This window comes from Streptomyces parvulus, assembly GCF_014648855.1.
GTDB classification, from domain to species: Bacteria; Actinomycetota; Actinomycetes; order Streptomycetales; family Streptomycetaceae; genus Streptomyces; species Streptomyces parvulus.
Genome location: NZ_BMRX01000005.1, coordinates 235,777 through 258,575 on the forward strand (window position 1 = coordinate 235,777; position 22,799 = coordinate 258,575).

22 protein-coding genes and 2 tRNA genes are annotated in these 22,799 nt (G+C 72.6%); 13 read left to right on the forward strand and 11 right to left on the reverse strand.

All coding sequences use genetic code 11. From position 1 onward, the window contains the following. Nucleotides 1–163: 163 nt before the first annotated feature. Nucleotides 164–1,576 (forward strand): MFS transporter, encoded by a 1,413-nt coding sequence (locus IE108_RS11115; protein ID WP_064728041.1) that lies wholly within the window; start codon nucleotides 164–166, stop codon nucleotides 1,574–1,576. A gap of 39 nt (nucleotides 1,577–1,615) precedes the next feature. Here the strand turns inward: IE108_RS11115 and IE108_RS11120 are convergent, their stop codons facing one another. Next, a complete protein-coding gene (locus tag IE108_RS11120) occupies nucleotides 1,616–2,581 on the reverse strand; it encodes a helix-turn-helix transcriptional regulator (RefSeq protein ID WP_064728042.1) in 966 nt (321 codons plus the stop codon). Between the two features lie 112 nt (nucleotides 2,582–2,693). Here IE108_RS11120 and IE108_RS11125 point away from each other — a divergent pair, with 112 nt between their 5' ends. The 3 genes from IE108_RS11125 (at nucleotide 2,694) to IE108_RS11135 (ending at nucleotide 4,958) form a co-directional block, all read left to right on the forward strand. Further along, on the forward strand, nucleotides 2,694–3,059 hold the full coding sequence (locus IE108_RS11125) for a VOC family protein (RefSeq protein ID WP_064728043.1): 366 nt from the start codon (nucleotides 2,694–2,696) through the stop codon (nucleotides 3,057–3,059). Between the two features lie 123 nt (nucleotides 3,060–3,182). Beyond that, the gene (locus tag IE108_RS11130; RefSeq protein WP_064728044.1) at nucleotides 3,183–3,791 is read left to right on the forward strand and encodes a dihydrofolate reductase family protein; all 609 of its coding nucleotides are present in this window, start codon (nucleotides 3,183–3,185) and stop codon (nucleotides 3,789–3,791) included. 69 nt (nucleotides 3,792–3,860) lie between these two features. Further along, the gene (locus IE108_RS11135; RefSeq protein ID WP_064728045.1) at nucleotides 3,861–4,958 is read left to right on the forward strand and encodes an LLM class flavin-dependent oxidoreductase; all 1,098 of its coding nucleotides are present in this window, start codon (nucleotides 3,861–3,863) and stop codon (nucleotides 4,956–4,958) included. Here the strand turns inward: IE108_RS11135 and IE108_RS11140 are convergent. Continuing rightward, entirely contained in the window at nucleotides 4,937–6,832 is a 1,896-nt protein-coding gene (locus IE108_RS11140; RefSeq protein WP_064728046.1) for a putative bifunctional diguanylate cyclase/phosphodiesterase, read from the reverse strand. The genes IE108_RS11135 and IE108_RS11140 overlap by 22 nt on opposite strands. Before the next feature lie 372 nt (nucleotides 6,833–7,204). Between IE108_RS11140 and IE108_RS11145 the strand changes: the two genes are divergently transcribed. After that, a complete protein-coding gene (locus tag IE108_RS11145) occupies nucleotides 7,205–8,410 on the forward strand; it encodes a M6 family metalloprotease domain-containing protein (RefSeq protein WP_064731770.1) in 1,206 nt (401 codons plus the stop codon). Between the two features lie 183 nt (nucleotides 8,411–8,593). On the opposite strand, the gene IE108_RS11150 is transcribed toward IE108_RS11145, so the two are convergent. The 6 genes from IE108_RS11150 to IE108_RS11175 all read right to left on the reverse strand — a co-directional run bounded on the left by IE108_RS11150 (nucleotide 8,594) and on the right by IE108_RS11175 (nucleotide 13,410). Further along, nucleotides 8,594–8,667, reverse strand: a tRNA-Lys gene (locus IE108_RS11150). Further along, nucleotides 8,658–9,257: a bifunctional DNA primase/polymerase gene (locus tag IE108_RS11155; protein ID WP_064728047.1), complete on the reverse strand. Its 600-nt coding sequence runs from the start codon at nucleotides 9,255–9,257 to the stop codon at nucleotides 8,658–8,660. Before IE108_RS11155 ends, IE108_RS11150 begins: the two co-directional genes overlap by 10 nt. Nucleotides 9,258–9,369: 112 nt before the next feature. Continuing rightward, nucleotides 9,370–9,717, reverse strand: a complete 348-nt coding sequence (locus IE108_RS11160) for a DUF8844 domain-containing protein (protein WP_064728048.1) — start codon at nucleotides 9,715–9,717, stop codon at nucleotides 9,370–9,372. Nucleotides 9,718–9,879: 162 nt separating this feature from the next. Further along, nucleotides 9,880–11,442 carry a pectate lyase family protein gene (locus IE108_RS11165; RefSeq protein WP_064728049.1) on the reverse strand — a complete coding sequence of 521 codons (1,563 nt, stop codon included), beginning with the start codon at nucleotides 11,440–11,442 and terminating at the stop codon, nucleotides 9,880–9,882. Between the two features lie 394 nt (nucleotides 11,443–11,836). Further along, nucleotides 11,837–12,568, reverse strand: a complete 732-nt coding sequence (locus tag IE108_RS11170) for a maleate cis-trans isomerase family protein (RefSeq protein WP_064728050.1) — start codon at nucleotides 12,566–12,568, stop codon at nucleotides 11,837–11,839. Next, complete coding sequence (locus IE108_RS11175; RefSeq protein WP_064728051.1) at nucleotides 12,565–13,410, reverse strand: maleate cis-trans isomerase family protein; 846 nt, start codon at nucleotides 13,408–13,410, stop codon at nucleotides 12,565–12,567. Before IE108_RS11175 ends, IE108_RS11170 begins: the two co-directional genes overlap by 4 nt. A 187-nt stretch (nucleotides 13,411–13,597) precedes the next feature. Between IE108_RS11175 and IE108_RS11180 the strand changes: the two genes are divergently transcribed. After that, nucleotides 13,598–14,545, forward strand: coding sequence for a D-2-hydroxyacid dehydrogenase (locus IE108_RS11180; protein WP_064728052.1), 948 nt, complete (start codon nucleotides 13,598–13,600; stop codon nucleotides 14,543–14,545). Between the two features lie 24 nt (nucleotides 14,546–14,569). Next, entirely contained in the window at nucleotides 14,570–15,949 is a 1,380-nt protein-coding gene (locus IE108_RS11185) for an amidase (protein ID WP_064728053.1), read from the forward strand. Between the two features lie 54 nt (nucleotides 15,950–16,003). On the opposite strand, the gene IE108_RS11190 is transcribed toward IE108_RS11185, so the two are convergent. Further along, nucleotides 16,004–16,498, reverse strand: a complete 495-nt coding sequence (locus IE108_RS11190) for a DUF3830 family protein (RefSeq protein WP_064728054.1) — start codon at nucleotides 16,496–16,498, stop codon at nucleotides 16,004–16,006. Nucleotides 16,499–16,605: 107 nt separating this feature from the next. Between IE108_RS11190 and ehuB the strand changes: the two genes are divergently transcribed. The 6 genes from ehuB to IE108_RS11220 all read left to right on the forward strand — a co-directional run bounded on the left by ehuB (nucleotide 16,606) and on the right by IE108_RS11220 (nucleotide 20,820). Next, on the forward strand, nucleotides 16,606–17,535 hold the full coding sequence (gene ehuB / locus IE108_RS11195) for an ectoine/hydroxyectoine ABC transporter substrate-binding protein EhuB (RefSeq protein ID WP_107420168.1): 930 nt from the start codon (nucleotides 16,606–16,608) through the stop codon (nucleotides 17,533–17,535). Next, nucleotides 17,532–18,233, forward strand: coding sequence for an ectoine/hydroxyectoine ABC transporter permease subunit EhuC (gene ehuC / locus IE108_RS11200; RefSeq protein ID WP_064731772.1), 702 nt, complete (start codon nucleotides 17,532–17,534; stop codon nucleotides 18,231–18,233). The genes ehuB and ehuC overlap by 4 nt, the downstream gene beginning before the upstream one ends. Then, nucleotides 18,230–18,880 (forward strand): ectoine/hydroxyectoine ABC transporter permease subunit EhuD, encoded by a 651-nt coding sequence (gene ehuD, locus IE108_RS11205; protein WP_064728056.1) that lies wholly within the window; start codon nucleotides 18,230–18,232, stop codon nucleotides 18,878–18,880. The genes ehuC and ehuD overlap by 4 nt, the downstream gene beginning before the upstream one ends. Continuing rightward, complete coding sequence (gene ehuA, locus IE108_RS11210; protein ID WP_064728057.1) at nucleotides 18,870–19,655, forward strand: ectoine/hydroxyectoine ABC transporter ATP-binding protein EhuA; 786 nt, start codon at nucleotides 18,870–18,872, stop codon at nucleotides 19,653–19,655. The genes ehuD and ehuA overlap by 11 nt, the downstream gene beginning before the upstream one ends. A 236-nt stretch (nucleotides 19,656–19,891) precedes the next feature. After that, nucleotides 19,892–20,650: an IclR family transcriptional regulator gene (locus IE108_RS11215; RefSeq protein WP_064728058.1), complete on the forward strand. Its 759-nt coding sequence runs from the start codon at nucleotides 19,892–19,894 to the stop codon at nucleotides 20,648–20,650. A 96-nt stretch (nucleotides 20,651–20,746) separates the two neighbouring features. After that, nucleotides 20,747–20,820 (forward strand) — tRNA-Lys (locus IE108_RS11220). Between the two features lie 63 nt (nucleotides 20,821–20,883). Here the strand turns inward: IE108_RS11220 and IE108_RS11225 are convergent. Together IE108_RS11225 and IE108_RS11230 are read right to left on the reverse strand one after the other, a co-directional pair. After that, nucleotides 20,884–21,489 (reverse strand): lytic polysaccharide monooxygenase auxiliary activity family 9 protein, encoded by a 606-nt coding sequence (locus IE108_RS11225; RefSeq protein ID WP_064728059.1) that lies wholly within the window; start codon nucleotides 21,487–21,489, stop codon nucleotides 20,884–20,886. A 116-nt stretch (nucleotides 21,490–21,605) separates the two neighbouring features. Continuing rightward, complete coding sequence (locus tag IE108_RS11230) at nucleotides 21,606–22,745, reverse strand: SPFH domain-containing protein (RefSeq protein ID WP_064728060.1); 1,140 nt, start codon at nucleotides 22,743–22,745, stop codon at nucleotides 21,606–21,608. Nucleotides 22,746–22,799 lie beyond the last annotated feature (54 nt).

Sequence of the window (22,799 nt, forward strand, 5' to 3'; positions counted from 1 at the left end):
GTAGAACTTAAGCGCTGAGACATTCAGCGCCTACACAAGTAGGGCGCCGCGCCTCTCCAGCTCACCGCCGCCGGCACGCGGTAGCTCCGCCGTGCCGTACGGCCCGAACCGTCCCGTGCGGACCCCTCGCACTCCCCGCCGCCCGGGATCCGGAGACCACACCATGACGATCGACGCAGCTCGCGACACCCCCGGCCGGCAGGGCGATCCGGCCGGGATCGCGGCCGCCATCGGCGCCCGCTTCGAACGCCTCCCCCTGTGCCGCTGGCAGGTGATGGTCCGGCTCGTCGTCGGCGCCGTCACCTTCTTCGAGGCCTTCGACCAGCTCCTCATCGCCTACGCGCTGCCCGACCTGCGGGCCGAGTGGCACCTCGGCACGGCCCAGGTCACCGCCCTGATGACGGTCGGCTCGGTCGGCATGCTGGTCGGCGCCCTGGTGTCGGGCAGGCTCGCGGACCGGATCGGCCGGGTGAAGGTGATCGCCGGGTGCATCGCCCTGTCCGGCCTCTGCAACCTCGCCCTGATCCTCTGCACCTCGCCCGAGCCGTTCATGGCCCTCAGGTTCGTCCAGGGCATGGCCATCGGCGGTGAGGTGCCGATCGCCGCCACCTTCATCGCGGAGATCACCCGCGCCCACCAGCGCGGCCGGTTCGTCCTCCTGTACGAGCTGGTGTTCCCGGCCGGCCTGACCGCGGGCGCGCTCCTGGCCGCGTGGCTCGTGCCGGTGCTGGGCTGGCGCTGGGTGTTCGGCCTGGCCGCGGTCCCCGGCCTGCTGTGCCTCGTCCTCGCCCGCTGCGTACCGGAGTCGCCGCGCTGGCTGGCCGATCACGGCCGGCACGAGGAGGCGCTGGCGACGATGGCGTCGATCGAACGGAAGGTCGAGAAGATCACCGGCGCCCCGCTGCCCGCCCCCGCCCCCGCCCCCGCGTCGCCCGTCCGGCCGGCCGCCGCGGGCAGGGGCGGCGGCCTGCGCGAACTGCTGAGCGGCAGGTACGGCAGGCGCACCCTCGTCGTCGGAGCCCTCTGGTTCACGGGCTACTTCGCGAACTACGGCATCACGTCATGGCTGCCGACCATCTACAAGGACCACTTCGAACTCAGCCTGTCCACCGCGCTGTTCTACTCGACGGTGACGAGCTGCGCGGGCCTGGCGGGCTGTCTGGTCGTCGCGCTCACCGTGGACCGGGTCGGCCGCCGCAACACGGTGATCTGGTGCACCGCGGCCGCCGCGCTGTGCCTCCTGCTCCTGGGTTTCACGGGCGGGGACTCGGCGGCGGGCATCCTGGTCTGGACGTCCCTGGCCGCGGTCTTCCTCTTCGGCTCCAACATCTGCCTCTACCTCTACACGCCGGAGCTGTTCCCCACCCGGATCCGGGCGCTGGGCTCCAGCGTGGGCGGCGCGATGAACCGCCTGGGCGTCATCCTCGGCCCGATCGTCGTCGGCGCCATCTACGCGGGCGGCGCGCTGGGCGGGGTCTTCGTGACCCTGGCGGCCGTCTCCGTCGCGGGCTCGCTGATCGCGGCGGCCTGGGCGGAGGAGACCAGCGGGCGCACGCTGGAGGACATGGCGCCGTAGCGGCCGTGGGCCGGGGGGACATGGCGCCGCGGCGGGCGCTCAGCCGGAGTGCGTGCGGGCGATGCCCGCCGCGAGCCGGCGCACCAGCTCCCTGGCCTCCCGCGGGGCGACGACCTCGATGTGGTCGCTGAACTGCAGCAACTGCCGTACCGCGGCGACCCGGTCGTACGCCACGGTGACCTCGACCCGCCCGTCCTCCCCCGGTTCGCCCGCCGACCTCAGCCGGGCGCCGAGGATCCGGCGGGCGAGGTCGAGGCTTCCGGCGTCGACGCGGGCGGTGACCACGAAGCTCCCCCCGCTCTCCAGCGCCTCCCCCAACTCGCGCGCCGTCCCGGCGAGATCGGCGCCGGGCCGCAGCCTCCGGGCGGCCTCCAGCGCGGTCCAGCGCTCCAGGCGCGACAGCGCGAACATGCGGGGCCGCCCGTCGTGGTCGGCGACCAGGTACCAGCGGCCGCCGCGCTGCGCGAGTCCGTACGGGTCGACCACGAGGTCCCGGGCGAGCGCGGCCCCGCTGCTCCGGTAGACGATCCGCAGCCGTCGCGCCGTACGCACGTCCCGGACCAAACCCGCGACGTCGGGCAGCGGAGCGGCGTCCTCGAACCACGGCCGGTTGTCGATCGCGATCACGTCCGTCAGGGCCAGCGGCAGGTCGTCCCGGGCGGGCGGCGGGGAGCGGCGCGGGGTGAGCTTGCGCAGCGCCGAGCGGGCGGCCGCCTCGCCGCCGAGCTGGCGGGCCCGGTCGAGGTCGAGGCCGACCGCCCGCAGCAGGTCCGCCTCGCCGGTGGTCAGCTTCGCCAGGTCCACCTGGTCGCCGGGGAGCAGGCTGATCCCGCCGTACCTGCCGCGTTCGGTGAAGACGGGGATGCCCGCGTCGACCAGCGCGCGCACGTCGCGCAGCACCGTCCTCGTGGACACCCCCAGCTCCGCGGCCAGCGCGTCGGCGGTGGTCCGCGGATGTGCCCGGAGGGCGGCGAGCAGCTCGATCAGGCGCTGGGGGCGGCTCATGGCGAGGTCACCTCGTCCCTCCGTAGGAGAACCCGACAATCCCTGTCAGGTTCTCACGCGAGCCTGGGAGCCGGGGGCCGAGGAGCGGCCCCCCGGAAGGAGCCCGACAGCCATGCCCGCACCGAACCTCTTCCTCGTCTACGTCAGCGACGTCGAGCGCGCGACCGCGTTCTACTCCGACCTCTTCGACGCCGAGCCGGTGGTCACCACCCCGCGTTACGTCCCCTTCGAGGTCGCCCCGGGCGTGCTGTTCGCCCTCTGGAGCGGCCGTGCGGACCGGCTCGCGCCGGGCACACCGCGCACCTCGGAGGTCGGCCTGATGGTCCCGGGTCCCGCGGCGGCCATCGACGAGATCCACGCCGCGTGGGCGGCCAAGGGCGTGACGGTGGTCGAGGAGCCCCACGACGAGGTCTTCGGCCGCACCTTCGTGGCCGCGGACCCGGACGGCAACCTGATCCGGGTGTCGCCGGTCGACTGATCGGTCCAGGCTGGTCCGGTCCGCCGCGATGAGTTCGGCCGCCCCTGCCAGTCTGTACGAGTGCCGCGGGGTCCCACGAACCCCACGGCACCCACAGCCACCACTGCCTTGGGAGCGAAGCCCGTGTCCGACACCACCTGCCACATGTCGATCTCGCTCGACGGCTTCGTCGCCGGCGCCGAGCAGAGCCGGGACGATCCGCTGGGCAAGCGCGGCCACGAGCTGCACGGCTGGCACATCGGCGACCCCCGCGCGACGGAGGCCGACGCGACGGCCAACGAGTGGCTGATGCGCCCGCGCGGCGCCTACGTCATGGGCCGGAACATGTTCGGCCCGGTCCGGGGCGAGTGGGACGAGCCGTGGGACGGCTGGTGGGGCGCCGAACCCCCGTACCACGCCCCGGTCTTCGTGCTCACCCACCACGCGCACGAACCGATCACGATGGCGGGAGGGACCACCTTCCACTTCGTCACCGAAGGCTTCGACACCGCTTACGCGCGGGCGCTCGAAGCCGCCGACGGCCAAGGGGTCGACATCGCCGGCGGCGCTTCGACGGTGCGGCAGGCGCTCAACGCCGGCGTGATCGACGAACTCACCCTCGACATCGCGCCCGTCCTGCTCGGCAGCGGCGAGCGGCTCTTCGACGGCGTCGGCACCTTCGGCTTCGAGCCCGTCGAGGTGCTCCACTCACCGCTGACCACGCACGTCCGCTACCGCAGGCGGGGGGAATAACCGGAGACCTCCTCCTGTTAAGAGGCGGAGCGACCCGCAACGTCACGAAGCAACAGGAGGCACCCCGCCATGGCCGCAGACGCCGCAGAGGAGATCCGGGGCACCGCCCAGGGCAACGCCCCCGTCCCCCTCTCCGTGCTGGACCTGGTGACCGTCGGCGCCGGCCGCACCGCCACCGAAGCCCTGCGCACCGGCGTGGACATCGCCCGCCTCGCCGAGAACCGCGGCTTCCACCGGTACTGGGTCGCCGAGCACCACTCCATGCCCGGCGTCGCCTCCTCCTCCCCCGCGGTGATCCTGGCGCACCTCGCCGCCCACACCGAGCGCATCCGGCTCGGTTCGGGCGGCGTCATGCTGCCGAACCACGCGCCCCTGGTGATCGCGGAGCAGTTCGGCACGCTCGAGGCCATGGCCCCCGGCCGCGTCGACCTCGGCCTCGGCCGCGCCCCCGGCACCGACGGGGCGACCGCCGCCGCCCTGCGCCGCACCGACCGCCTCAACGAGGGCGCCGACGACTTCCCCCAGCAGCTCGCCGAGCTGATCCGGTTCCTGGACGACGACTTCCCCGACGGGCATCCGTACGGGCGCATCCACGCCGTGCCGGGGCCCGTGCAGGCCACCTCGCCCGGGGGCGTGCAGTCGACGCACCGGCCGCCGGTGTGGCTGCTCGGCTCCTCCGGGTTCAGCGCCCGGCTGGCCGGCACCCTCGGGCTGCCGTTCGCCTTCGCGCACCACTTCTCGGCGCAGAACACCGTCCCGGCGCTCGACCTGTACCGGGACTCCTTCCGGCCCTCCGCCGTCCTGGACGCCCCGTACGCCCTGATCGGCGTCTCGGCCCTCGCCACCGACGACGAGAAGGAGGCCCGCCGCCAGGTGCTCGCGGCGGCGCTGAACATGGTGCGGCTGCGCACCGGCCGGCCGGGGCTCGTGCCGACGCCCGAGGAGGCCGAGGCGTACGACTTCAGCCCGATGGAGGAGGAGTTCGTGCGCTCCTGGAACGCCAACGTCGTCCACGGCACCGCCGACGAGGTCCGCTCCGGCCTCGACGACCTCCAGAAGCGCACCGGCGCCGACGAGCTGATGATCACGGCCAACGCCCACGGCGGCGACGTGCGCCTGCGTTCCTACGAGCTGATCGCCGACGCCTACGGCTTGCCGGCCGCCTGAACCCCGGCCGCGCCGGGCCCGGCGGAGCCGAGCAGCGCGGAGATGCGGTCCGGCGCCACCGGCCGGGAGTAGAGCCAGCCCTGGCCGGTGTCGCAGCCGATGCGGCGCAGCCGGGTCGCCTGGTCGGAGGTCTCCACGCACTCGGCGGTGACGGTCAGGCCGAGCCGGTGGGCGAGCTGGACCATCGCCTCGACGATGACCTCGTCGGCCGGGTTGGCGGCACCGGCCTCCGCGCGAGCACCGCCGGCCGCGTCGGCCTCCGGTGCCGCGTCGTACTGGAACCCGCGCACGAACGCGCCGTCCAGCTTGAGGACGGAGACCGGCAGCCGGCTGAGGTAGGCGAGGTTCGAGTAGCCGGTGCCGAAGTCGTCGATGGCGATGTGTACGCCCATGTCGCTGAGCGCCTTGAGGACCTGGAGCGGGCGGCCCGCCGAGCCCATCACGGCCGACTCGGTCAGCTCCAGCTGGAGCAGGTGCGGCGCGAGGCCCGTCTCCTCCAGGGTGCGGGCCACGTCCGCCACCAGGTCGGAGTCCCAGACCTGGCGGACCGCCACGTTGACGCTGACGAAGATCGGCGGATCGTCCGGGTGGGCCAGCTGCCAGCGGCGCGCCTGGTGGCAGGCCGTGCGCAGGATCCAGCGGCCGAGCGGGACGATCGAGCCGTCCTCCTCCGCCAGTGCGATGAACCGATTCGGCGCGAGTACGCCGAACTGGGGATGATTCCAGCGGATGAGCGCCTCGACGCCCCGCACCCGGCCGTCCTCCATGCCGACCAGCGGCTGGTACTCCAGCGCGAACTCGCCGCGCTCGATGGCGGGACGGAGCGTGGCGGCGAGCGCCTGGCGGGTCATGCGGGTGGCGTTGCGCTCGGGGTCGAAGAGCGTCCAGCGGGCCCGGCCGTCGGCCTTGGCCCAGTAGAGGGTCGTGTCGGCCGCCTGCATCAGGGCCGTGGGGGTGGTGCCGGCGGTGTGGCGCTCGACGACGCCGACCGACGCGGTGACCGAGAGGCGGCGGTCGGAGAGCTCGAAGGGCGGCTGGAGGGCGGCCAGGACCGCCTCGGCCAGGTCGGCGACCTGTTCGGTGCCGGTGGAGTCCTCCACGAGCAGGGCGAACTCGTCGCCGCCCAGACGGGCCACCAGCGGGGCGCCGCCCGCACGCGCGCCGGCGGCCTCCTCCGCGCACCGCGTCAGCCGTTCGGCCACGGCGGCCAGCAGCCGGTCGCCCACCCGGTGGCCGTGCGTGTCGTTGACGGCCTTGAAGCCGTCCAGGTCCAGGTAGCAGACACCGATCCGGCCGGTGCCGCCGTGCTCGTACGTCTCCGCCTCCAGGGCGGCCGTCAGCCGTTCGAAGAACAGCGCGCGGTTGGGCAGCCGGGTCACCGGGTCGTGCATCTGGAGGTGGCGCAGCCGCTCCTGCAGTTCGCGCCGCGCGCTGACGTCGGCGACGGACAGCAGCAGGCCCGGGGTGTCCCCGGCGTCGGCCAGCGGCTCGACGGTGACCTGCGCCCACAGGGAGTGCCCGTCGGCCCGCTTCAGGCGCCGGGTGCAGCGCAGCCGGGGCTGGCGGCCGCGCAGCACCTCGCGGTACGCGTGCCAGATGCCGGCGTCGGAGGCGAGGTCGACGAGGTCGGCCGCGGCGCAGCCCGCCAGGGCGTCCGGGTCGGTGCCGAGCAGGGCGCCGAGGGTGTCGTTGGCGCTGACGACCAGGCCCTCGCCGTCGACGACCGCCATGGCGAGGGGGGCGGCGGTGAACACCGAGCGGTAGGCCGCGGGTCTCTCACGCGCCGTACGAGGAGCCAGATTCTGGTCACTCTCTGTGACGGCCGACCGGTCGAGGTCTGCCGCGGACGCCGGCCCTTCGGAGGTTCCGTTCACCGCTCGCTCCCGCAGTGCCTCGATCTCTGTTCGTGCTCTGTTCGTGCAGGAAAGTGTGCCGATCATAGAGGCTGACACCGGGCCCTTCCAGCCGCCTTTCCGGGTTCAGGACCGAGCGGCCACTCCGAGAGATCGTTTCTGCTCACACCTGGACGGGTTCTTCATGCCTCCGACCAGTTGTGACGTTCCGTGAGTGTTGCCGGGGTGTCGGCCGGGGCGGTCTGAACGTGATCACGGGCGGCTCACCCATCCGGTGCAGGCGAACAGGGCGTAATACGACAATCATGCACAAGCTGGGTGCGGTGTCCCGTCGACCGCATCCCGGAGGTTCATGTGCCACGCCTGCGCAGCACGGCGGCGGTGTGCACCACGATGTCGGCTCTCGCGGCGACCTCCCTGATCACCGCGCCCTCGGTCGCCGAGCCCTTCTCCCCGGAGCCCTGCGCCCTCCAGCGCACCGAGGCACACCACTCCGAGGGCCTGGACACCTGGAACGCCGCCTATCCGCGGCCCGCCCGCGCCCTGGACGCGGTGATGATCTTCCTGTCCTTCCCGGACTCCCAGCCGCTGACGGCGCCGGCCGAACTCGCCGCCGACCACTTCCCGGCCACCAGCCGCTTCTTCCGGCAGGCCTCGTACGGCGCGTTCACGCTGCGCCCGCACCCGATGCGGGACTGGATCCCGATGCCGAGCCCGTCGACCTCGTACGCCATACGGCGCGACTGGCGCCCCGAGCACCGGGCCGCCTACCTGCGCGACGCACTGCGCGCCGCCGACCCGCACGTGGACTTCTCCCGGTACGACGTCGTCTACTTCGTCGCGGACCCGGACGCGCCCGGCGTGGACTCCGACGCCACGAAGGTGGTCAACCTGGACACCCCGATGCGGGCCGACGGCACCGACGTGCGGCGGGTCGTCACGGTCTTCGAGAACCACCCGCCGGACCGGCTGGTGCTGGCCCACGAGACGGGGCACGTCTTCGACCTGCCGGACCTCTACCACCGGCCGGTGGATGGCAAGGGCGACTGGGACACCCACGTCGGCGACTGGGACCTGATGGGCAGCCAGTTCGGACTCGCCCCGGACCTCTTCGGCTGGCACAAGTGGAAGCTGGGCTGGCTGGAGCCCCGGCAGGTGACCTGCGTGCTGGGCGGCGGGCCCACCCGGCTCACGCTGGAGCCGCTGGCGGCCGGTCCCGGGGTCATGGTGACCGGCGCGGCCGGGGCGCCCGCCTTCGGCCTCGGGCGGGGCACGAAGCTCGCGGTGGTGCGGACGGGCGCGGACAGCGTGCTCGCCTTCGAGGTGCGGGCCCCGGTCGGCAACGACGCCTCCGCCTGCCGGGCGGGGGTGCTGGTGTACCGGGTGCGCAGCGGGGCGGAGTCCGGCGGCGGGCCGATCGAGGTGATCGACGCCCACCCCGGCACCGAGGCCTGCTGGGCCGACTCGGTCTACCCCCCGCTCGCCGACGCCCCGGTGGGCCCGGGCGAGAGCTTCACGGTCCCCGGCGAGGGCGTGCGCGTGGAGGTGGAGGGCCGCTCGGAGTCCGGCGCGTGGACGGTGCAGATCACACCGGGGTGAGCCCCACACCGGGGTAAGCCCCAATCCCGGGACGCGAGTCCCCCGCGCCTACCAGTCGCCGGACGCTGGATCCGGGGGGGGTGCGGGTGGCGAAGCCCCCGCCACGCGCGGCGAAGCCGCGCAAAAACAACGATGGCGAGGCCGGTTCGCGCTTTCCGCGAACACGCCTCGCCATCGCCAACGTGCGCCGCCAGGGACTCGAACCCCGGACCCGCTGATTAAGAGTCAGCTGCTCTAACCAACTGAGCTAGCGGCGCCTGCTGACGTCGTAGACCTTAGCATCCTGGTCGGCGGAGGGAAAAATCGAAATCCGCACCGCGGACCGGGCCGCCCGCACCGCCGCCCAGAGCAGGATCTCCGGGCCCGGGAGCCACGGCATCCGGGTGTCCGGCGCGACCAGCCACCGGGAACCGGAACGGCCGGGCCGGCCGCCCGCCGCGGCCGGAACGGTGACCGCGTCGCCCGCGCCGTGGCACAGCAGCGGCGGCACCGCTCCCGCCCGCCCGTCGCCCCGGCCGCGGGCGCTCCACTCCTCCCACTCCAGCAGCGACGGCAGCCGCTGGGCGGTGCCCGGCGCGGCGAACAGCAGCATCCGGCCCCGGAACTCCGCCACCGGGCCGGATCCCGGGCCCTCGTCCCACAGCCGGTCCAGCATCCGGCGCCCGAAGATCGCGGGGGCGCTCACCACGTCGAAGGCGGAGCCGCAGGGCAGGACCACCGGGGCCTCGGGCCGCTCCTCCCAGAGCGCGAGCGTGCTGCGCGGATAGGCGCCAGCGGAGGCCAGCCAGGCGGCGCCGTCCGAGGTGACGTCCGAGACGCGGGGCGGGGCGTTGCGTGTGCTGCTCATGCCTCATACATCTACCGGGCGTGAGCGAGCCGCTCCGCTGGGTTGCCGGAATCGGGGACACGGGGGCGGGGAGGGGAGTATCTTGCCCACCCTTCTGGCATATGCGAAGGGTTTACTCCGTCGGTTCGCCGCGCATCAGGTCGCGCCCGAACTCCACCATCTTCTTGGCGTAGTCCTCGGTCCACTCGGCTCGCGCGGCGATGTCCGCGGCCGTCAGCCGGTCGAACCGCCGTGGATCGGCCAGCTGCGCCGCCGCGACCGCCTGGAACTCCATCGCCCGGTCCGCGGCCGCGCGGAAGGCGTGGGTCAGCTCGGTGGCCCGCTCCAGCAGGGCCCGGGGGTCGTCGATCGACTCGAGGTCGAAGAAGTGCTCGGGATCGGCGGCCGCCTCCGCCGGCTCGAAGAGCAGGGGCGCGGGGCGTAGCCGCGGTTCGTGCCGACGCGGCGTGGGCTCCGCCATGTCTTCTCCTCCTCGTACGTCACGACGGCCCTTCCCCGGGGTGCGGGGGCACTCCGTCGGAGTGGGCCACCGTCCATTGTCCCGCGCCCGCGCAAGAGGGCGGGGTGTGCCCGGCGCGGCGGCCCGGACACACCCCGCCCGCGGGCGGGACCGCGCCGCCGGCTACCCGGCGTACGTCTCGAACTCGGCGACCTTCGGGGTGCCCGAGGCGCCGGTGATCTCCAGGGTGAGCTTCGTCAGGGAGACCGCCGGGAAGCCGGCCACGCCGGCGCCGGTTCCGGTGGCGAGGACCCTGCCGGTGCCGTGGTCGACCAGCCGGTACGACCGGATGGCGCCCTCGGAGCCCGCCACCTCCCTGACGCGGACCTTGGACACGGTGGTCGGGGACGGCCACTTGACGGAGACCGAGCCGGTCGTCCCGGCCGGCGACCAGTGGGTGGCCGGGTCGCCGTCGCGCACGTTGCCGTAGCTGGTGCCGCTCGCCTTGGACGAGCCGTCGGCGCCCGCGCCGAGGCTGAGGTTGGTGCCGCTCGGCGGGTCGGTCGGGTCGGTCGGGTCCGGGGACGGCTCGGTCGGGTCCGTCGGATCCGGGTCGGTGGGGGTCGGGTCGGGGTTCTGCGGTGCGCAGCTGCCGTCCGACACCTTGAGGCCCTTGTTCGCGCCCGCCGTGGCGGCGACCACCGCCGGCACGCAGGAGGCGTCGTCCAGGGCGTAGGAGTACGGGATGGAGACGGTGGTGTTGGAGCGCGGGTCGGGTCCTGCCGGGTTGGTGTCGTCGCCGGGCTCGGACCAGGTGACGTTGTCGAAGATGTTGCCGGCGACCTGCCAGTAGCCGGCCTGGTCGGTGTAGAAGGTGCCGAGGACGTCCTTGGAGTCCTCGAAGTAGTTGCTGTCCACCTTGGCCTTGGCGCCGGCGCGGGAGTTGATGCCGGACTCGTTGAGGCTCGCGTAGTGGTTGTTGTAGATGTGCGAGGTGCCGCCGCGCAGCAGGGGGCTGCGGGAGTCGATGTTCTCGTACTTGTTGTGGTGGAAGGTGACGTACCCGTTGGACCGGTCGCTCTCGCTGGAGCCGATGAGACCGCCGCGGCCGGAGTTGCGCAGGACGCTGTAGGACAGGGTCACGTACTGGGTGTTGTCCTTCATGTCGAAGAGGCCGTCGAAGCCCGCCGACTCGCCGCCCGAGGCCTCCAGCGTGGTGTGGTCGACCCAGACGTTGCGGACGCCGCTCTCCATGCCGATGGCGTCGCCGCCGTTGGAGGTGGGCGAGCCCGACTTCCTGACGTTCCGGACCGTCACGTTCTGGATGATGATGTTGCTGGACTCCCGGATGTGGATGCCCAGTTGGTCGAAGACGGCGCCGCTGCCGACCCCGACGATCGTGACGTTGCTGATCTGCTTCAGCTCGATCTTGTCGGCGGCGGTGCTGCAGCTGTCGCCGGACACCTTGCTGGTGTTGCCGTGGTTGATGGTGCCCTCGACCTCGATGGTGATCGGGGTGGCGCTGTCCGCCCGGCCGCACAGGGCCTGGTGGATGGCGGTGCCGGTGGTGGCCCGGACCGTCTGCCCGCCCGCGCCGCCGGTCGTGCCGCCGTTCTGGGTCGCGTAGCCGGTGGCGCCACCGGCCGCGGCCGCCGCCTCGGGCATGGCCAGCACCACCCCGGTCGCGGCGGCGAGGGCCAGTGTGCCCAGCGCCGCCTGGAGTCGCAGCGCGACGGGTCTTCTCATCCTCGTTCTCCCCTTCGTTTCACATGCCGGAACGATGGCACTGTCGTGATCATGTCAATACGACAGTCGGGAAAGCGCTTTCTCGGCGTGACGATAGGGCGCGGGAAGGGGCCTGACAAGGCTTCAGGTATTTTCAGGTGACTGAACGACGGCTACATACATGACCCCCACGGCTCCCGATGTGCACCCGGACCGGACCTGGGGTACGCTCAAGCTGCCTGATCACGGGGGCCAACCCCCAAGAGCGGGCAGTGCGTTGGTGGTCCAAGGAAAGACGCCCCACTTCCCGTGGGGAAATGCAGGTGCAAGGCCTGCCCAGCGCTCCACGGAGAACCCCGGCCCCGCAGCAGCGGGACCGGGGTTCTCGTCTGTCACGGCCTGGTCGGCGGCCTCCTCAGGCCTGCACCACCGGCTCCCGGGTGAAGAGCGCGCCCAGTTCCGGCGCGTTGACCCGGCGGTCCGCCAGGCGCAGACCCTCCCAGATGGTGACCTGGTTCGCGGTCAGGACCGGTTTGCCCAGCTCCTTCTCCAGGGCGGGGATGTGGGCCGCCGTGTGCAGGGCCGTGTCCGGCAGGAGCACCGCCTCGGCCTCCGGGCGGTCGGCGGCGCGGGCCAGGGCCAGCACCTCGGCCTCGGTCCAGGTGCCGACCTCCGCCGCGGTGATGATGCCCGAGCCGACCACGCCGGTCACCTCGATGCCGGCGGCGCCGAGGAAGTCCGCGAAGAGCTGGGCCACGTCCTGCGGATAGGTCGCCCCGATCGCGACCCGCCGCGCCCCGACCTCCCGTACCGCGTGCACGAAGGCGAAGGAGGTGGACGAGGCCGGCAGGCCCGCCGTCTGGGCGAGGCCGCGCACCTGCTCCTGCGCTCCCTCCCAGCCGTGCACGAAGCTGCCGCTGGTGCAGGCCCACACCACCGCGTCGGCGCCGGCCAGCCGCAGCTCCTCGACGCCGGCCGCGAGCCTTCCGGGCGAGCCCATCTCCAGCAGCGCGTCCACCCGGTGCGCGTCCTCCCCGATGTCCGTGTGCACCAGGTCCACCCGGATGTCGCTGCCCAGCAGCTGCTCGATGCGTGGATAGTCGTCCTCGCCGGAGTGGCCCGGGTACAGGAATCCCAGTGCTGTCATGTCCACCCTTCCTGCTGCTGTTCGGTCTCCGGGCCGTCCGTGACGCCCGGCATGTCCGCCACTGCGGGGCCGGCCGGTCCCGGCACCGCGGGGCCGGTGCGCGCCGACGGATCGGTCAGCGCCTGATAAGGCCCCACGGCACGGGTACCCAGCCGGCGCAGCGCCGCCCACATCGTCACTTGGTTGGCCGAGATCACCGGGATCCGCAGCTCCGCCTCCAGCTGCGGGATGACGTCGTAGGTGGGGAGGTTCGTGCAGGAGATGAAGAGGGCGTCCGCCGCACCCTCGGCCGGTACCGCCCGGCGCGCCATCTCGGCGACGTCGCGGTACGGCACCTTCCAGATGTGCCGGGTCAGCCCCATGAAGGCGCAGCCGGTGACGGTGACCCCGGCCTCGGCGATGTACGCCTCCAGCGCCCGGGTGACGGACACGGTGTACGGCGTCACCAGCGCGAGCCGGCGCACGCCCAACTCGGCCAGCGCGTCGAGCAACGCGCCGGAGGTGGTCACGGACGGGACTGCGCCCGCCCAGGTCATCGCCTCGCACATCGCCCGCTCGCCGGCGACGCCGCCGACGAAGCTGCCCGAGGTGCAGGCGTAGGCGACGACCTCGGGAGCGATGGCGTTGAGCGTGCGCACCGCCTCGCCGAGGGTCTCGTGCTCACTCACCAGCCGCGCGAGGTCGAGGCTGACCTCCACGGGGACGAAGGGGGTCCGCGTCATGTGCAGCGAGACCTCGTCGGGCACCCATCGCCACAGTTCGCGATCGAGTGCGAAGTCGAAGGGGGCGACCACGCCGACCCCGCGTTGCGGAGCTGGTCCGCCGAGAAAGGAGATGTCCATGGCACGCACCGGCCTCACACTGAGGAAGGAGAGGGCAACGCACCGTTACGCACGGCCGTGTTGACGAAGGTAGGTTGCGGTGCGAGCGTGGTCAATCCGCCCGCGTCACTCCGAGGTCAACAGCCGGTTAACTTCCGCGTCGACACCCGAACAGCCCCCGTTCCCCGTACCGGAGACACGCCTGCCGATGAGCACGCCCACGCTTCTCGTCCTGGACGCCGAACCCCTCCCCCGGCTGGGCCGGCTGACCGGCCGGGCCCGGATCGAGCACACCGACGCGTCGTCCCTCGCCGAGCGGCTGCCGCACGCGGACGTGCTGCTCGTGTGGGACTTCACCTCGCACGCGGTGCGCGAGGCGTGGCCCGGCGGCGGTCCGCGGCCCCGCTGGGTGCACACCGCGAGCGCCGGGGTGGACCACCTGATGTGTCCGGAACTGGCCGACTCCGAGACCGTGGTGACCAACGCGCGCGGCGTCTTCGACCAGCCGATCGCCGAGTACGTCGCCGCGCTCGTGCTGGCGATGGCGAAGGACCTGCCGACGACGCTGCGGCTGCAGGGCGAGCGGACCTGGCGGCACCGCGAGTCGACGCGGGTGGCCGGGACCCGCGCCTGCGTGGTCGGTTCCGGGCCGATCGGGCGGGCGATCGCGCGGACCCTCAAGGCGCTCGGCATCACCACCGCGCTGGTCGGCCGCACCGCCCGCACCGGCGTGCACGGCCCGGACGAACTGGACCGGCTCCTCGCCCGCGCCGACTGGGTGATCGCCGCGGCACCGCTGACCGACGACACGCGCGGCATGTTCGACGCCCGGCGGTTCGGGGTGATGCAGCCCTCCGCCCGGTTCGTGAACGTGGGGCGCGGTCAGCTGGTCGTCGAGGACGACCTGGCCGAGGCGTTGAACCGGCGCTGGATCGCGGGCGCCGCACTGGACGTGCTGAGCCGGGAGCCGCTGGCGCCGGAGAGTCCGCTGTGGGGCGTCCCGGACCTGATCATCTCCCCGCACATGAGCGGGGACACGGTCGGCTGGCGGGACGAACTCGGCGCGCAGTTCGTGGAGTTGTTCGAGAGCTGGGCGGCGGGCCGGCCGCTGGCCAACGTGGTCGACAAGAAGCGCGGATACGTGCCCGGACACTGACGGACCTGGAAGGCGGGAGGGTGCATGACCGACCTCACGGAGCTGACCGCGGTGCAGCTCGTCGACGGTTACCGCAAGGGCGTCTTCAGCCCCGTCGAGGTGACCCGGGCGGCCCTGGAGCGGGCCGGGCGGATCCAGCCGGAGGTGAACGCCTTCGTCCGGCTGACCGAGGAGGAGGCCCTCGACCGGGCCCGGCGGTCGGAGGAGCGGTGGCGGCGCGGGGAGCCGTGCGGGCGGCTGGACGGGGTGCCGGTCACGGTGAAGGACATCCTCCTGACGCGCGCCCAGCCCACCCTGCGCGGCTCGCGGGCCGTGTCGCCCGACGGCCCGTGGGACGAGGACGCCCCCTCGGTCGCGCGGCTGCGCGAGCACGGCGCGGTGTTCCTCGGCAAGACGACCACGCCGGAGTTCGGCTGGAAGGGCGTCACGGACTCGCCGCTGTCCGGCATCACCCGCAACCCGCACGACCCCTCCCGTACGGCGGGCGGTTCCAGCGGGGGCGCGGCGGCGGCCGTGGCGCTCGGGGCGGGTCCCCTGGCGCTCGGCACGGACGGCGGCGGGAGCGTGCGCATCCCGGCGTCCTTCTGCGGCGTCTTCGGCCTGAAACCGACGTACGGGCGGGTGCCGCTGTACCCGGCGAGCGCGTTCGGCACCCTCGCGCACGTCGGCCCGATCACCCGGGACGCGGCGGACGCGGCGCTGCTCCTCGACGTCATCGCCGCCCCCGACGCGCGGGACTGGTCGGCGCTGGGCCCCGCGCCCGGTTCGTACACCGAGGCGCTGGCCGGCGGGGTGCGGGGGCTGCGGGTGGCGTACTCGCCCTCGCTCGGCGGGCAGGTGGCGGTGCGTCCGGCGGTGGCGAAGGGGGTCCGGCGGGCGGTGCAGCGGCTGGCGGACCTGGGCGCCTACGTGGCGGAGGTGGACCCGGACTTCACGGACCCGGTGGAGGCCTTCCACACGCTGTGGTTCAGCGGGGCGGCGCGCGTGGTCCAGCATCTGCGGGCGGGACAGCGGGAGCTGCTCGACCCGGGGCTGCGGGAGATCGTCGGGGCGGGCTCCCGGTACTCGGCGCTGGACTACCTGGCCGCGGTGGACGTCCGCATGGAGCTGGGCCGCCGGATGGGCCGCTTCCACGAGGAGTACGACCTGCTGGTCACGCCGACGCTGCCGATCACGGCGTTCGAGGCGGGCGCCGAGGTGCCGAAGGGATCCGGCCACCGGCGGTGGACCGGGTGGACGCCCTTCACCTACCCCTTCAACCTGACCCAGCAGCCCGCCGCGTCGGTCCCGGCGGGCACCGACGGGGACGGGCTCCCCGTCGGCGTGCAGCTGGTGGCCGCCCGGCACCGCGACGACCTGGTCCTGCGCGCGGCCCACGCGCTGTACGGGGCCGGGCCCGGGTAGCCGCGGGCGGCCGGCGGACGGGGCCGGCCGCCCGCTGGGGCGGCACGCGGCCCCCTACGCCCGCCGGAAGCCGAGCGTCTCCCCCGCCGCCCCCGTGCGCCACAGGTCGTTGCAGGCCTCGGCCATCGCGTCGAGGCCGTCGACGATCTGCCCCCAGACGGTGCCGGGGACCCAGCCGACGTCGGCGTTGAGCAGCAGGTTGTTGCGCTCGTAGAACAGGGCGAGGTCGACGAGGGTGGTGCCCGGGCGGACCTCGCGGTCGTAGCCGTACGCCTTGGTGCCCAGTTCGGCGCCGGCGAAGGCGAAATAGCACAGGTCACCCGGAATGGGGGTCACCGTCGGGTTCTCCAGCGGTGGCTCGGATGTCGCGAAGGGCGGGAAAAGGGCGTAGATCTCGTTGCGGGCGTATTTGGCGTGGTAGACGTCGCTGCCGAGGGGGAGCGCGTCCCAGACGGCCTGGCAGGTGATCGGGGCCCGGTCGTCGAGCAGTTGGGCCGTGCACGTGATTCCGCGCTTGACCAGCGAGACTTCGATGTAGCGATCAGCCATGCCCTCCATGGCAGTGCCCCGCGGCCCCGCGGTCAAGAGCGCGGGGCCGAGGTATCGGACTGAAAACGGTCGGCATAACCCCTCCCCCTTCGGGTAGCTGCGCGCCCATGGCTCCACCACACAGAACCCCTCCATGGGGTATATCCGACCAAAGGTCCAGGACAGCCGGACCCACACGCCGGTCGCTGCTCGCGGGGGTCGCGGCGCTCGGCGCACTGGGAGCGGCCGGCTGCTCGCGGGTGGCCACCGCGTCCGGCGAGGAGGGAGGCGACCTCCTCGACCGGCTCCGGGCCCAGGGCGTCGCCCGGCTCGGTATCGCGGGCGAGATCCCCTTCGGGTACATCGACAAGAACGGTGAGCTGACCGGCGAGGCACCCGAGCTGGCCAAGGTCATCTTCAAGCGCCTCGGAGTGGACCGGGTGCAGCCGGTGCCGACGGAGTTCGGCTCCCTCATCCCGGGGCTGGCGTCGCAGCAGTTCGACGTCGTGGCCGCCGGCATGTACATCAACCCCGACCGCTGCCAGCAGGTCATCTTCTCCGACCCCGACTACCAGATGCTCGACGCGTACATCGTGCGCAAGGGCAACCCGCTCGGGCTGCGCGACTACAAGGACGTCGTCGAGAAGAAGGCCAAGTTCGCGACGGGCACCGGCTACGCGGAGATCGCCTACGCGGTGGAGCACGGGTACAAGGAGGACGACATCCTGATCGTCCCCGACCAGGTGGCCGGTCTCAACGCCGTCGAGTCCGGGCGCGTGGACGTCTTCGCGGGGACGGCGCTGACCGTGCGCGAGGTGGTCAAGAAGTCCAGCAAGGCGGAGGCGACCGAGGCGTTCGCGCCCCTGGTCGACGGCAAGCCGCACGTCGACGGCGGCGGCTTCGCCTTCCGCCCGGACGAGACCAACCTGCGGGACGCCTTCAACGTCGAGCTGCAGAAGCTCAAGAAGAGCGGCGAACTGCTGCGCATCCTCAAGCCCTTCGGTTTCACCGAGAACGAGATGACCGATCTGACCGCGAAGGAGCTGTGCGGCGGATGACCTCGGGACTGTGGGAACTCGTACTCCAGGGCATCTGGGTCACCGTCCAGCTGCTCTTCTTCAGCACCCTGCTGGCGACCGCCGTCTCCTTCGTGGTCGGCATCGCGCGCACCCACCGGCTGTGGATCGTCCGCTTCCTCGCGGGCTTCTACACCGAGGTGTTCCGCGGCACCTCGGCGCTGGTGATGATCTTCTGGGTGTTCTTCGTGCTGCCCCCGGCCTTCGGCTGGCAGCTGGTGCCGATGTGGGCGGGCACGCTGGCGCTCGGCCTGACCTACGGCGCGTACGGCTCCGAGATCGTGCGCGGCGCGCTCGGCGCGGTCGACCCGGCGCAGCGGGAGGGCGGCATCGCGCTGAGCTTCACGCCCTGGCAGCGGATGAGGCTGATCCTGCTGCCGCAGGCCGTGCCGGAGATGATCCCGCCCTTCTCCAACCTGCTGATCGAACTGCTCAAGGGCACCGCCCTGGTCTCGATCATGGGCATGGGCGACCTGGCCTTCAGCGGCAACCTGGTGCGCCTCGCGCTCCAGGAGAGCGCCGAGATCTACACGTACATCCTGCTGATCTACTTCGTGATCGCCTTCCTGCTCACGCGCGTGATGCGCGGCCTGGAGAAGAAGCTCAAGGCGGGTGTCGGCAAGGCACCGCGGAAGAAGACGGCGGCCGTGCCGGTGCCCGAGGGAAGTGGTGTGTCGTGAACTGGGACTGGAGCGCGGTCTCCGACTTCATGCCGCACTTCTGGGACGGTCTGCTGGTCACCCTGCAGATCCTGGTCCTGGGCTCGGCGGTGTCGTTCGCCCTGGGCCTGGTGTGGGCGCTGCTGATGCGCGTGCCGAGCCGCTGGGTGACCTGGCCGATCGGCGTCGTCACCGAGTTCGTCCGGAACACCCCGCTGCTGGTGCAGCTGTTCTTCCTCTTCTACGTGCTGCCCGAGTGGAACATCACCTTCTCGGCGCTCACCACCGGTGTGGTCGCCATCGGCCTGCACTACTCGACGTACACGATGCAGGTCTACCGGGCCGGCATCGAGGCGGTGCCGGTCGGCCAGTGGGAGGCCGCGACGGCGCTCAACCTGCCGCTGCGGCGGACGTGGACGGCGGTCATCCTGCCGCAGGCCATCCGCCGCGTGGTGCCCGCCCTCGGCAACTACGTGATCTCCATGCTCAAGGACACGCCGCTGCTGATGGCGATCACGGTGCTGGAGATGCTCGGCGAGGCCCGGCTGTTCTCGCAGCAGAACTTCCAGTTCACCGAGCCCCTCACGGTGATCGGTGTGGCCTTCATCATCATCTCCTACCTGGCCTCCCTTGCCCTGCGAGCCCTGGAGCGACGCCTTGTCCACTGACACCCTGCCCAACCCCGAGAAGAGCCCCGAGCGGAGCGGCTCCGAGCTGATCCGCCTGGAGCGGGTCACCAAGAGATTCGGGGACAACACCGTCCTCGACAACCTCGACTTCGCCGTGGACGCGGGCAAGCACGTCACCCTGATCGGCCCGTCCGGCTCGGGCAAGACGACGATCCTGCGGCTGCTGATGACGCTGCTCAAGCCCGACGAGGGCACGATCACCGTGGACGGGCAGAAGCTGTTCCCGGCGAGCGAGAAGGAGCGGCGGGAGGTCCGCAAGCAGATCGGGATGGTGTTCCAGCAGTTCAACCTGTTCCCGAACATGACGGTGCTGCGCAACATCACCGAGGCCCCGGTCACCGTGCTCGGGCTGTCCAAGGACGAGGCCGTGGAGCGGGCCAGGGAGCTGCTCGACATGGTGGGCCTCGGCGACAAGTGCGACGCGCACCCCGCCCAGCTCTCCGGCGGCCAGCAGCAGCGGGTGGCGATCGCCCGGGCGCTGGCGATGCGGCCGAAGGTGCTGCTCCTCGACGAGGTCACCTCGGCGCTCGACCCCGAGCTGGTCGCGGGCGTCCTCGACCTGCTCAGGGACATCGCGCGCAGCACGGACATCACCATGCTGTGCGTGACCCACGAGATGAACTTCGCCCGGGACATATCGGACCAGGTGCTGATGTTCGACTCGGGCCGGGTCATAGAGGCCGGCCCGCCGGAGAAGATCTTCAGCGAGCCGGAGCACGACCGGACGCGGGAGTTTCTCAGCGCGGTGCTCTGAGCCCGGCCGCCGCCGTGACGACGTGGCGTGCCCCAACGTCCCAGGCCGGGGCGCCGGGGCACGCCACCGGCATATGACAGCGGGTCATCGCCGCAGCTGGGGGCGGCGAAATCTCGCCAACACCCCCTCACTCCGGGCCTCTTGGCGGCTATCGTGGAGGGGATCCGCTGTCCGGACCGGGGGCACAGGCAGGGACAGGGGCAGGGGCCTACCAGCGAGCGCAGGGGGAGACCACCGTGGCGCTTCAGCACAAGCCGACCGCGCCGCGCCACTCGGCCCAGGACGCCCTGCGCGTCCTGGAGACCGTGACGCGGCACACCTCCGGAGTCACCGCCGCCGAACTCGGCCGCGGCTCCGGCCTCGACCTCGAGCGGCTGCCGGCACTGCTGCGCATGCTGCGCCGCGAGGGCTACGTCGAGCAGACCGCCGACGGCGCCTACGTCACCGGCGAGGCCCTGGCCCGCCTGGGCTCGGCCGACGGCCGCGAGCAGGCGGTGCGCGACAAGCTCCAGCGCACCCTGGACCGGCTGCGCGACTCGGTGGGCGCCGCCGTCTACATCAGCCGGTACGTCGACGGCGAGGTCAGCGTCACCCAGTACGCCGACAGCCCGGCCACGCCCAAGGTCAACGAGTGGGTCGACTTCAAGGTCTCGGCGCACGCGACCGCGGTCGGCAAGAGCCTGCTGACCCAGCTGGACCACGCGGGCCGCCGCGATCACCTGGCCCGGCACCGGATGGCCCGGCTGACCTCGCGCACCATCACCAGCGACAAGCTCCTGCTGTCCCGGCTGGAGTCCCAGCCGCCCACGGTGCCGGTCCTCGACCTCCAGGAGTACGCGGTGGGCACGGTCTGCGCGGCCGTCCCGATCACCGCCGGCGCGTCGGTGGGCTGCCTGGCCCTGTCGCTGCCGGTGGAGCACGCGCACCGGCTGCGCGAGGCCGCCGACGAGCTGAACCGGAACGCGGCGCCGGTGCTCCTGTCGCTGACGATCTAGCGCGGTCCCCGGTGGCCGCAGTGGTCGGGAGCACCCCTCGGGACCGGGTAGTATTTTCTTCGTCGCCGGCCGCTGACAGCGGACGGCGGGAGTCATGCGCCGCTAGCTCAGTTGGTTAGAGCAGCTGACTCTTAATCAGCGGGTCCGGGGTTCGAGTCCCTGGCGGCGCACAGCACAAGATCCCCCTCGCTCCGGCGAGGGGGATCTTGTTCGTTTCCGCCCGATCGGACGGCTCAGAAGGTGACGTCCGAGCACGCGTAGAACGCGTTGCCCGTGTCGGCGATCGTCCAGACGGCGACGATCACGTGGCGTCCGCTCAGCCCGGACGGCAGGGTGCCGGAGTGGGAGAGCGTGGCCGGGGGCTGCTGGTTGTTGTAGGGCACCGTGAAGAACGGCGTCAGGTTGAGGTCGGACCGGGCCAGGTTGTGGTTCTGGTTCCAGCCCGGCTTGGTGACGTAGTACTTGAAGTCGGTCGTGGCGTGCCGGGCGGTGAACTGCCAGCGGAAGGTGTAGCTCTGCCCGCCGTTCACCTTGGTGGCGGGCCAGGCCTGGCCGTTGGGCTGCTTGGAGCTGTCCAGCGGGGCGAACGAGCCGACCCCCGCGGAACAGATCTTCCCGTCGGCCGGACCGGCGGCCGGGAAGCCCTTCGGCCCCTCGACGCTCTGCGGCTCCCACTGGATGGAGCCGCACCCGCTGACGGTGCCGTTCTGGCACACCTTCTGCCGGCTGACGGGCAGGTCGGTGTAGCCGTGACCGGTGGCGCCGCCGGACGAGAGCACGAGGGCTCCGGTGGTCGCCATACCCACCGCGGCGGCGTAGATCTTGGTCCTTGTGCGCATACTGCTGCTCCTGTGACGTGTGGGGAAGTTCAGCGAGCCGTGCAGGTCTAGACCAAGTCTCAGATTATTGCCGTTAGTTGAACATGTCCATACCAATAGCGGAACCCGCTCGCCCCTCAGTGCCCGGTGTCCCCACGCCCCGCGCAGAACGCCACCGTCAGGTCCTTGACCAGCATCTTGCGCTCGTAGTCGTCCAGTTCGACCAGCCCCCGCACGGTCAGCCGGGTCACCGTGTCCTCCACCGAGTCCACGACCGAGGTCAGCACGCTGGCCCGCTGCGCCGCGTCCAGCGCGGCGATCCGGCGCCGGTGCATCGCGGCGGCGACCTCCGGGGCGTACTCCACCCGGACCGGCCGCACCGAGAAGACCTCCAGGCCCACCGGCGCCGCGTCCGCCGCGACCAGCCGGGTCAGGGTGTCGCCGGCCACGTCGGCCGAGCTGCGGACCGTGCCCAGCGGCTCCACCGGGACCCGGGCCAGCGCGGCCTCCACGCACTCCCGCAGATACGTCTCGTGGTCCTCGACGCCCAGCGTGGCCTTCACGGTGTCCCGCACCCGCCACACCACCAGCGTCACCGCCCTCAGCGCGACCCCGTTGCCGTCGGCCGCGGGCATCGGCTCGCTGCGCCAGTGCCGCAGCCGGACGTCGACCCGGCGGCGCAGCAGCAGCGGGTTCACCCACATCAGGCCGGTGCGCCGCACCGTCCCCCGGTAGCGGCCGAACAGACCGAGCACCCAGGCCCGCCCGGTCCGGCCCCGGGCCAGCCCGCCGAACCCGAACATCCCGAGCGCCCCGGCCGCCGCGTACGCCGCCCACTGCGCGGGCCCGAGCCCCGCGCCGGCGTGCACCGGCAGCCCCAGCGCCTGGGTCGCGAGCGGCGGTACGACCCCGGCCCACCAGGAGGTGACCGCGCAGCCCGCCGCCCCGCAGAACCCGGCGGCCACACCCGCCGCGCCGGGCAGCACCCGCGCCGGACGCTCCGTCAGCTCCGGGTCGACGTACGGCACCGGGCGGGGCCGCGCCGCCTCCGGGCGCCGTGCCCGGGGCTGCTCGCCGGTGCCCTGGCGGCGGCCGACGACCGCGGGCCGCACCGGCACCGGCGCGGGGGCGGGATCGTCGCGGAACAGCAGGTGGACGGGGATCTCGGTGGTCGCCTCGTTGTGGATCAGGCGGGCGGGCCGGGGGCCGGGTTCCGCCGCGGGCGAGGGTCCGGCCGGGGCCGTGGTCTGGGGGTTCGTTGACGATGTCGTACTCATGCGTGCTCCAGCCTCCGCGCCAGACGCCTCATGAACGGGTGATCATCTCGGGCG